At 36.1% G+C, this 7,442-nt stretch carries 8 protein-coding genes; 3 read left to right on the top strand and 5 right to left on the bottom strand.

Annotation, left to right across the window (positions count from 1 at the left end; genetic code table 11):
- The 5 genes from ACY2V1_RS11025 to alaC all read right to left on the bottom strand — a co-directional run.
- Nucleotides 1–1,059: cofactor-independent phosphoglycerate mutase (locus ACY2V1_RS11025; protein ID WP_461834851.1), on the bottom strand; the 1,059-nt coding region annotated here is incomplete at its 3' end.
- Nucleotides 1,060–1,077: 18 nt separating this feature from the next.
- Nucleotides 1,078–1,404 carry a DUF190 domain-containing protein gene (locus ACY2V1_RS11020; RefSeq protein WP_461834850.1) on the bottom strand — a complete coding sequence of 109 codons (327 nt, stop codon included), beginning with the start codon at nt 1,402–1,404 and terminating at the stop codon, nt 1,078–1,080.
- A gap of 16 nt (nt 1,405–1,420) precedes the next feature.
- Complete coding sequence (gene crcB / locus ACY2V1_RS11015) at nt 1,421–1,792, bottom strand: fluoride efflux transporter CrcB (protein ID WP_461834849.1); 372 nt, start codon at nt 1,790–1,792, stop codon at nt 1,421–1,423.
- A 2-nt stretch (nt 1,793–1,794) separates the two neighbouring features.
- Nucleotides 1,795–3,087: a homoserine dehydrogenase gene (locus tag ACY2V1_RS11010; RefSeq protein ID WP_461834848.1), complete on the bottom strand. Its 1,293-nt coding sequence runs from the start codon at nt 3,085–3,087 to the stop codon at nt 1,795–1,797.
- A 25-nt stretch (nt 3,088–3,112) separates the two neighbouring features.
- On the bottom strand, nt 3,113–4,279 hold the full coding sequence (alaC, locus tag ACY2V1_RS11005) for an alanine transaminase (protein ID WP_461834847.1): 1,167 nt from the start codon (nt 4,277–4,279) through the stop codon (nt 3,113–3,115).
- A gap of 155 nt (nt 4,280–4,434) precedes the next feature.
- On the opposite strand from alaC, the gene ACY2V1_RS11000 reads away from it, so the two are divergent.
- The 3 genes from ACY2V1_RS11000 (at nt 4,435) to ACY2V1_RS10990 (ending at nt 7,272) form a co-directional block, all read left to right on the top strand.
- Nucleotides 4,435–4,896, top strand: coding sequence for an Hsp20/alpha crystallin family protein (locus ACY2V1_RS11000; protein WP_461834846.1), 462 nt, complete (start codon nt 4,435–4,437; stop codon nt 4,894–4,896).
- Between the two features lie 21 nt (nt 4,897–4,917).
- The gene (gene htpX, locus ACY2V1_RS10995) at nt 4,918–5,760 is read left to right on the top strand and encodes a zinc metalloprotease HtpX (RefSeq protein WP_461834845.1); all 843 of its coding nucleotides are present in this window, start codon (nt 4,918–4,920) and stop codon (nt 5,758–5,760) included.
- 162 nt (nt 5,761–5,922) lie between these two features.
- Entirely contained in the window at nt 5,923–7,272 is a 1,350-nt protein-coding gene (locus ACY2V1_RS10990; RefSeq protein WP_461834844.1) for a trypsin-like peptidase domain-containing protein, read from the top strand.
- The last annotated feature ends 170 nt before the right edge of the window (nt 7,273–7,442 follow it).

Here is a 7,442-nt window from a genome sequence, read left to right as displayed (position 1 = left end):
TATTGGCACAGGATCAGATACATGGGTGCGTTTATATACTGGAGTTAAATGGTCGCAACAAATTAGACATGCCCCTTTTTTAGCTTCCAGAAAATTGCATATTGGTCCAACAATGTATTTATCAAATTTCTCTATGGCCTTTATTTTGGATTTAATATCTCCAGCATGCCCACATTCATCAGGGCCTTCTAGATGTACAAATACAAAATCCTTTTGTTTAAGAAATTCTATTGCGGCCTCTGCCTTACCCTTATAATTGGTATCAACTAATCCAGTTGCCCCTTCCACGTCAATTACTTCCATATTAGAAGCATATCCCAGGCCTTTTATTAAATCCACTGCAGATATTACTGCCCCTTTAAGACCATATGTTCTTGTAAAATCAGGTAGTTCCAATTTTTTACCCTGTCCCCATGGCCATATACAATTTGCCTTGGATTCGGGAAAGTTCTCTTTTAATATTTTATTGGCCCGAAGTATAATATCAAATAATGGTTCGTTATTTTTAAATCTAAAAAAGTCATTTCTTATTGATTGATCAAGGATATCGTGAGGTGGATTTATCTTTGCTTTTTCAAGAGAAGTGTTTTTTCCATTTTTTCTTATAAGCAAGTGGCGATATTGAAAGCCTGGTATTATCTTCCAGGCTTCATCTTCTAAATTTTCTTTTAAAAAAGATATTATATTTTTTGCCTCTTTATCTGTTATATGAGCGGCACTATAATCAATCATTATCCCATGTTCTGAGAATTCTGATACTGTAACAAGATTCATCCTAAAGATTATGTCATTCTCATCTACAGGGGCCTTAAGTGCTGCTGCTTCTATTGGACCTCTTCCTGTGTGATAGACTGAAGGGTCAAAGCCCAATATCGCCATGTTGGCTATGTCAGAGCCTGGCTCCATACCTTCGGGAATAGTCCTGCAAAGTCCAATTTTTCCAGTTTTTGCGAGCTTATCCATGTTTGGGGTATTGGCTACTTCCAAAGGAGTTCTTCCATCTAATTCTTTTAATGAATAGTCTCCCATACCATCTGCTATTAAAAAGGCCAATTTCATTTTTAACTCCAAATCTCGTTATGATTCTTTTTTCCCTTTATGTACAAGGCAATCTCCAATTATTATCAATCCATTTTCCTTTATAATATCATATAATTCTGGTAATACAGATTCTATTTTTTCCTCTGTATCAATGCATTCAATTACAAGTGGTAAATCCATTGAAAGTCTAAATATGTCAAATTCTGAAACTCCCCTCACACCATATCCACATATTCCTTTGTAAACAGTAGCTCCTGATATATCTTTTGATTGAAGGAAATTCAAGATGTATTTATATATAGGCTTACCTTTATATCTATCACCCTCTTTTACATAAATTTTTATGAGTTTTGCTTTTATCATTTTCATTTTTTAGTTTTTATCTATATAATGTTAGGGCAAGAGTCCTTCCTAAATAAATAAGCACAAGACATCCCATTACATTTATAAAAACATTTAAGAAGGCCTTAATTATTAATCCTTCTTCAATTAAAGCAAATGTTTCAAATGAAAAAGTAGAAAATGTGGTAAATGCACCACAAAATCCAGTTCCAAATAAAATTTTAGTTTCTGGTGGAATATGACCAAATATAGATGTATACATTAAAAATCCTAGAACAAAGCTTCCTATAAGATTAACAGTAAGTGTTCCTGTAGGGATACCAAATTTTACTGGAATTATACCACTTACTATATATCTTAAAATAGCACCTAAAAGTCCGCCAATTCCAATTAACAGATATTTACCCATTTTTAATTCAGAATTCTATAGTGTTTTGTCCCTGGCATTACAAAAGATAGTTTATCAATCTCTTCTATTGCATCCTTGATATTTTTTATTTGAGCCCTGTGGGTTAGGAATACAACAGGGACGTATTTACCTATTTTCTCCTGCCTTTGAACAACCTGGGCAATGCTTATGTTCCTTTCTCCCATAATACCTGCTAAAATTGCAAGGACACCTGGTCTATCTTCTACCTGGAATCTAAAATAGTGGCAGCAGGAAGTATATTTGTCTTCCAAGATTGAAGCCTCATCTATGTTATCACTATAGAATCCAGTATTATTGTATGAGGTAGACCTAATGATTGACATAATATCAGAGAGAACTGCACTTCCAGTTGGAAGATCCCCTGCACCTTGACCATATAACATTATTGGTCCAACGCCATTACCTTCTATTAAAATCGCATTAAAAGGACCATCAACCTTGGCCAGTATGTGTTTTTTAGGTATAAGCACTGGATATACACCAGCCTGTAAATTTCCACCTCTGTCCTTTACCTTTGCAATTAATTTTATTGTGTATCCAAATTCTTCAGCCATTTTTATGTCATAGGGATCTGTTTTTGAAATTCCCTCAATGGTGAGCTTATCTAAGGGATAGTTTTTCCCATACGCCAACATGATTAAGATTATGAGCTTATGGGCAGCATCAATCCCCTCGATATCTAGAGTTGGGTCTGCTTCTGCATATCCTTTATCCTGTGCAATCTTTAGGGCTTGTTCAAAAGGGAGCTTTTCTTGAGACATTTTAGATAAGATAAAATTTGCAGTTCCATTTAAAATTCCAGTTAATGAAATGATCTGGTTTCCAGAGAGATTTTCCTTTAAAGTTTGAATAATTGGAATACCGCCTCCAACACTTGCCTCAAAATACAGGGCTGTATTTTGCAACCTTGCCAGTTGAAATAGTTCATTGCCATATTCTGCAAGCACCGCCTTGTTGGCTGTGACAACGTGTTTTTTGGCCAAAATGGATTTTTTAATAAGCTCTCTTGCCACTGTTGTACCACCAATTAATTCAACTACTATCTCAATTTCTGGATCATTTACTATATCATCTATTTTGTCTGTAAATTTAACGCTCTCAGGTGGCAAGAAATCCCTTTTTTTGTTAATATCTTTAACTAAAATTGTCTTTATTTTTATTTTTTTCCCAAGTCTTCTGTAAATAATTTCACTGTTACCTAAAATTAATTTTGTCAGGCCAGTTGCAACTGTTCCAAATCCCGCTATTCCAATGTTTATAGAGTTTTTTTCCATCGTTTCTCCCTTAAAATGTACTCTCTTAAAATATTTTCTTAAGTCCACGAATAGCTTGATTTATTCGGTGTTTATTTTCAACAAGGGCAAAACGCACATAATTATCCCCAAAGTGACCAAACCCAAGTCCAGGGGAAACTGCTACTTTACACTCATTGAGCAAGAGCTTTGAAAATTCAACAGAACCCATATGTTGGAACTGTTCTGGGATTTTTGCCCATACAAACATGGTTGCTTTAGGTGATGGCGTATGCCATCCAATCCTGTTTAGCCCTTGAATTAAGGCGTCCCTTCTGATCTTGTACTCGTCAACAATTTCTCCAACACAGCTCTGGTCACCATTTAAGGCAATAATGGATGCTATCTGTATTGGTTGAAATATTCCATAATCTAAATAACTTTTAATCCTTGTGAGTGCATGTACCATTTGTTTATTTCCACAACAAAATCCAACTCTCCATCCAGCCATGGAATAACTTTTTGACATGGAGAAAAATTCCACACCAACGTCCTTAGCACCTTTAGCCTGTAGGAAACTAGGTGGCGTATATCCATCAAAGGCAAGGTCTGCATAGGCAAAGTCATGGATTACAAAGATGTTGTGTTCCTTGGCAAAGTCCACTATTTTTTGAAAAAAGTCTAGATCCACAACTACTGTTGTGGGATTGTGTGGATAAGATATTATAAGGAGTTTGGGCTGGGGCCAGGTCTGTTTCGTGGCAGTTAAAAGATCTTCAAAAAAGTCCCTTTCTGGTGATATGGGGATCCTCCTTACATCAGCCCCCGCAATAATTGCACTGTAGGTGTGAATGGGATAGGTTGGATCAGGTACAAAAACTACCTCTCCTGGGCTCAGCATTACAAGGGCAAGGTGGGATAGCCCTTCCTTGGCACCAATTGTCACTACTGCCTCGGTTTCTGGATCAATATCCACGTTATATCTTCTCTTGTACCAATTTGCTATTGCCTTTCTTAAATTGGGAATCCCTCTAGACGCAGAATACCTGTGATTTGTTGGTTTTTGTGCTGCTTCAACTAATTTATCTACAATGTGTTTTGGAGTAGGAATATCTGGGTTCCCCATTCCCAAGTCAATTATATCTTCTCCCTGTCTTCTCAATTTCATCTTCAGTTCATTTACTGTAGCAAACACATATGGGGGCAATCTTTTCATCCTTGGAAATTCTTGCATGGGTCATTCTCCTTAAGCCGTAAGGTAGTTAATTGAAAAAATAGATATAGCCTTTAAGATATGTTTATGTCAAAGGTTAACTTGGCTTGCAAGAGTTGACTTTTTGTATAAACTAATTACTAATTCAATTAGCTATAAAAAAACAGGAGAAAAAAATGGGTTCTTTTAAGTATAAGTATTCGGATATATTTGTTGAAATTCAGAACATGAAAAAAAGGGCAGATAAGATTATGGAACAGACCTTTGGAAGATTTTCTAGCAAAAATGAGCCTGCATCTACTACCTGGGAACCAGCAACTGATGTATATGAAACAGAAAAATATTATGTAATACAGATGGAAGTTCCAGGGGTGGAAAAATCAGATATTCAAATTGAATTAAAAGGGGAAGAGCTTATTATTTGTGGGATAAAAAGGTTGATTAAAGAAACTCCCAGATGTTCTTACATGATTTTAGAGAGGTCGTATGGCCCTTTTATAAGGAAGTTCTCTCTTCCAAAGGATATTGATGTAGAGGCTATTTCTGCTTCCATGGATATGGGAATTTTGATGATTAAGCTCCCTAAAAAAGAGGTGAAACCAGATGAAATAAAAATTCAAATACAATTTGAGGAATAAAAAAATAAAAGGAGGAAAAATATGAAAAATCAAATAAAAACAGGGATTTTTTTGGGTGTTTTAACTGCCCTTATCTTACTTTTTGGAAAGGCCCTTGGTGGGAGTCAAGGACTCTATATTGCATTTTTCTTTGCCATTTTAATGAATGTTGGATCTTACTGGTTTTCTGATAAAATTGTTTTAGCAATGTACAGGGCAAAAGAAGTTGATTATCACGAGGCTCCAGAGCTCCATCAAATTGTTGAAGAACTGGCAAAAAGGGCGGGGATTCCTAAGCCAAAGATTTACATTATACCATCTGAACAACCAAATGCCTTTGCAACAGGGCGTGGGCCAAAGAGTGGTGTTGTTGCTGTAACAAGGGGTATTTTGGAGTTGCTCACTCCAGAGGAGCTAATGGGGGTTCTTGCCCATGAGATAGGCCATATCAAGAACAGGGACATATTGATACAGACAATAGCTGCTACACTAGCTGGCGTAATAATGTTTATTTCAGATATGGTAAAATGGGCAGCAATATTTGGTATGGGGAGCGATGATGAAGATTCAAATCCATTTGTTGCCATTATTTTGGCGATTATAGCCCCATTTGCAGCAATGCTAATACAACTGGCGATCTCCAGATCAAGGGAATATCTAGCAGATGAAACTGGTGCAAAGCTTTGCGAAAATCCCCATTATCTTGCAAGCGCACTGGAAAAGCTTGAAGCATATTCAAGCAGAATACCAATGACTGTTGGTAATCCCTCAACCGCACACATGTTTATTGTAAATCCATTTAAAGGTGTGTCTATGATAAGTTTGTTTAGCACCCATCCACCTATTGAAGAAAGAATAAGACGACTCAGGGCAATGACCTTTTAAGGAATAAAAGTGGGGTTTAATTGGCCTCGGACACTCAAAGTTGATAAACCTTAGAGCAAATATATGGATTCGTGAAATAAAAAATTGAATTTTAGAGGGTAATCTTTTAAGCTCAGGAGAAATCCTGAGCTTTTTTTATTTTTAACTTAAGGAGTATTTAGAATGAAAAAACAGGTTACTATATCTATGTTTCTATTTTTTTTGTTGTTTTCAGTAAATGTCTTTGGGAAGAATGGAATTGAGTTGAGAAGGAATCTGGTTGTTCAGGCAGTGGAAAAGACTGCTCCTGCAGTGGTAAATATTAAAGCAGCAAAGGTAGTTGAGAGATATTCTAATCCTTTTAGGGATTTTTTTGGAGATGATTTTTTTTCTCCTTTTTTTGGCGATATTTTCCCAGGATATAAACAAAAATTTTTAGAACAGAGTTTAGGTTCTGGGGTAATAATTGATGGAACAAAAAGATTGGTTCTTACAAACGCCCATGTGATTATGGGTGCCTCAAAAATCAAGGTAAAATTACTTGATGGAAGAGAATTTAAGGCAGATTTAGTTGGATGTGACCCTGATTTTGATGTGGCTCTCTTAAAATTAAGAGGAAAAGGGAAACTGCCCGAGGCAAAAATGGGGACATCTAAAGATTTAATGGTTGGAGAGACAGTGATCGCAATAGGAAATCCATACGGTTTTAGCCATACAGTGACAACTGGTGTTGTGTCTGCTTTAAATAGGTCTATTAGGACAAAGCAGGGAACCTATTTTGGATTTATTCAGACAGATGCAGCTATTAATCCAGGAAACAGCGGCGGACCTCTTTTAAATATACTCGGTGAAGTAATTGGAATTAATACTGCCATTTACGCAAAGGCAGAGGGAATTGGATTTGCCATTCCTATAGATAAGGCAAAAAATGTTATTTATGAACTGCTCCATTATGGAAAAGTGCAGCCTGTATGGCTTGGAATTTTTGGGCAAAATGTGGATCCAAGAGTGGCCTCTTATCTCAGGTTAAAAGGGCTTGAAGGGCTCTTGGTTACTGAAGTGATTAAAGGGCTTCCTGCATATAAAGGAGGAATAAAACCTGGAGATGTGATAGTTTCAATAAATGGAATACAGATTCGAGACAAAGAAGATTATGTAAGGTATTTATTAAATATTACTTCTGAATCTGTTATTAAATTAAAATTTTTTAGAATGGGCAAATTATATGAGACCCCCTCTCTAAAACCTGTATATTTTACCAAAAAACAGGCGATTAAGTTTATAAAAAAGAAATGGGGTTTTTGGGGAAAAGAATATAAAGGAAACCTTCTTGTAACCAATGTGTATCCTAATTCACCAGCCTCAGCCCTTGGACTTAAGCCTGGTGATGTGATCTATAAAATAGGAGGGACTGCTCAAACATCCATTAACAAATTGATACGTGCATATATCAGATACAGGCTTCAAAAAGCAGTTATGTTAGTAGTGGTTAGAAATAATCATATGTATTATGTGAGAATGAATACGCAATAAATTAATGTTTCCTGGCCACGATTTAATCTGACAATTAAGGTTTTTCAATGTATGGGTGCCAAGGTTATCCTGATGGGGGGTAACCTTGGCTTTTTACTCTTACTTAACTCCTTCCTCCCTTTTAATACCTCTTGCCTTAAAGGGATTTATACAGTTTATGTTACATACCC

The sequence above is a fragment of the Desulfothermus sp. genome (genome assembly GCF_053993635.1).
This window is presented reverse-complemented; position numbering and strand designations above follow the sequence as displayed.

What these genes read in the sequence shown, in the direction of transcription:
- ACY2V1_RS11020 (WP_461834850.1), bottom strand. Translation starts at nt 1,404, where the DNA reads ATGATAAAAGCAAAACTCATAAAAATTTATGTAAAAGAGGGTGATAGA.
- crcB (WP_461834849.1), bottom strand. Translation starts at nt 1,792, where the DNA reads ATGGGTAAATATCTGTTAATTGGAATTGGCGGACTTTTAGGTGCTATT.
- ACY2V1_RS11010 (WP_461834848.1), bottom strand. Translation starts at nt 3,087, where the DNA reads ATGGAAAAAAACTCTATAAACATTGGAATAGCGGGATTTGGAACAGTT.
- alaC (WP_461834847.1), bottom strand. Translation starts at nt 4,279, where the DNA reads ATGCAAGAATTTCCAAGGATGAAAAGATTGCCCCCATATGTGTTTGCT.
- ACY2V1_RS11000 (WP_461834846.1), top strand. Translation starts at nt 4,435, where the DNA reads ATGGGTTCTTTTAAGTATAAGTATTCGGATATATTTGTTGAAATTCAG.
- htpX (WP_461834845.1), top strand. Translation starts at nt 4,918, where the DNA reads ATGAAAAATCAAATAAAAACAGGGATTTTTTTGGGTGTTTTAACTGCC.
- ACY2V1_RS10990 (WP_461834844.1), top strand. Translation starts at nt 5,923, where the DNA reads ATGAAAAAACAGGTTACTATATCTATGTTTCTATTTTTTTTGTTGTTT.